This is a genomic window from Chamaesiphon sp. VAR_69_metabat_338 (genome assembly GCF_031423935.1).
Lineage (GTDB): Bacteria > Cyanobacteriota > Cyanobacteriia > Cyanobacteriales > Chamaesiphonaceae > Chamaesiphon.
In genome coordinates, this window is sequence record NZ_JANPGM010000703.1 from 1 (window position 1) to 1,996 (window position 1,996).

Genomic DNA, 1,996 nt, shown 5'->3' on the forward strand with positions numbered 1-1,996 from the left:
TCGCTGCGGCAATTTTTATGGTGGTGGCGATCTCAATTGGAATCGGATTATTCCTGGGACAATTGAGATCGCCACCACCATAAAAATTGCCGCAGCGAGTAATGGCAACGGGCAAGTTATACGTGTGTCCGTAAGCTTGGGCAATTAAGTCAGCACAGGATTTGCTGACATCGTAGGGATGTAAACCTTGAAGAGGAGTAGTTTCTACATAAGGTAGCGTATCGCAGTCACCGTAAGCCTTATCGGAGGAAGCCATCACGATTTGCTTGACGGTAGGACTGTGGCGACAGGCTTCGAGCAATTGCCACGTACCCGCGATATTAGTCTCGAAAGTTGAAATGGGGTTGCGATTGGCAATGCCGACGATCGTTTGAGCGGCTAGATGCATCACCGTATCGATTTCGTACTCGCCGAGTACTCGTTCGAGGAAGACGCGATCGCACACATCCCCACGGACGACCTTCACCCGCTCGATCGAGCGAGAGCGGATTAGTTCCGATTGCGGTACCGAATCGCGAATCACACAAACGACATCCGCGCCCAAATTTAACAGCCGTTTTACCAACCAGCCACCGAGCAAACCAGTCGCTCCCGTGACTAACGTCGGTCGATTATCCCAAAAATTATTACGTAGACTCATCTTTTTTCCAGCCGAGTAAAACACAACCCACTTGTTTAGTATTCCCAAACTTTCCAGGGCGGATTGCCACTTTGCCAGAAATTTTCTAAATTGTATTTATCGCGAAGGGTATCCATACATTGCCAAAAATCGTAGTGACGATAAGCGGCTAACTGTCCGTCGATCGCTAACCGTTCTAATAATTCAACTTCTAAGCCGGCACTATCGTTGGTTAAGTATTTAAAAACTTGGGGTTCCATCACCAGAAACCCGCCATTGATCCAGCCCTCTCCAGCTTGGGGCTTCTCGGTGAAGTTAGTGACTAAATCACCTTCTAGCACCAGTCCCCCAAATCTTGCTGGTGGACGCACCGCACTAACTGTCACATATTTGCCATGGGACTTGTGAAATTCTAATAATTGCTGAAGATCGATATTACTGACGCCATCACCATAGGTGATCATGAATGTCTCATTGCCAAGATAAGGTTCCAAGCGTTTGAGTCTTCCGCCAGTATTGGTTTGAACTCCAGTATCTAACAAATGGAGTTTCCAGTCTTCACATTCTTTGACTTGAGGTTGTACCGAACCAGTAGCTAAATCTAGAGTCATACTCCCATTGAGACTGTAATAATCTAGAAAATAGCGTTTAATATATTCGCCTTTATAACCCAAGGCCACTAGAAACTCTTGAAATCCGTAGTGGGAATAGTGTTTCATGATATGCCACAGAATCGGACGACCGCCGATTTCTACCATTGGTTTGGGACGAATTTCAGTTTCTTCAGTCAGACGCGTACCTAAACCACCTGCCAAGAGAACAACTTTCATAGAATGAATTGATGGGGAATAAATGAACCCTTTCCCCAGCAACTACTTGGTCTTTTGAGTTGGCTGCTGTGGAGTGGTTGTCTTTAAAGTACCCACTTTCTGAGTATCTGCGATCTGTTTATCGATCGCCTCTAGCAATTCTTGGTATTGCCGCTCGGTTGGATTGAGTTTGACCAATTGCGCGAGGACAGTTCTGGTGCCAGCGACATCGCCACGACGCAGCCGAATCGAAATCAAACCTTTGAGAGCGGTCTGATTATTGGGTTCGCGTTGTAAAACTGCGGCATAACCTTTCTCTTCGGCTGCAAGTTGGGCATTCTGAGATTGGGCGGCTTTTTCATTTGCAGCCGGTTCATTCATCGAACTGCTAATCGAGCCGCTCAATCCAGCGACACTCGAACCGAGAAAGGCCATCCCCGCAAGAATTACGAAGATTTTTGTGAATTTATTTTTTTCCTTATTCCGTTCTGTTTTTGGTTGGTGAATACATAGTGGCGATATCTCGTATGAATCCCAAACTATTCCTCTAACTTACCAACTTTCCGCT

At 46.2% G+C, this 1,996-nt stretch carries 3 protein-coding genes; all 3 read right to left on the minus strand.

Translation table 11 applies throughout. The annotated features are described in order from the left end of the window. On the minus strand, positions 1-640 hold a 640-nt coding region (locus tag RMO84_RS19625; protein WP_310490123.1), incomplete at its 3' end, for a GDP-mannose 4,6-dehydratase. Between the two features lie 35 nt (positions 641-675). After that, positions 676-1,449, minus strand: coding sequence for a glucose-1-phosphate cytidylyltransferase (gene rfbF, locus RMO84_RS19630; protein WP_310490124.1), 774 nt, complete (start codon positions 1,447-1,449; stop codon positions 676-678). Between the two features lie 42 nt (positions 1,450-1,491). After that, positions 1,492-1,809 (minus strand): tetratricopeptide repeat protein, encoded by a 318-nt coding sequence (locus RMO84_RS19635; protein ID WP_310490125.1) that lies wholly within the window; start codon positions 1,807-1,809, stop codon positions 1,492-1,494. Positions 1,810-1,996: the final 187 nt, after the last annotated feature.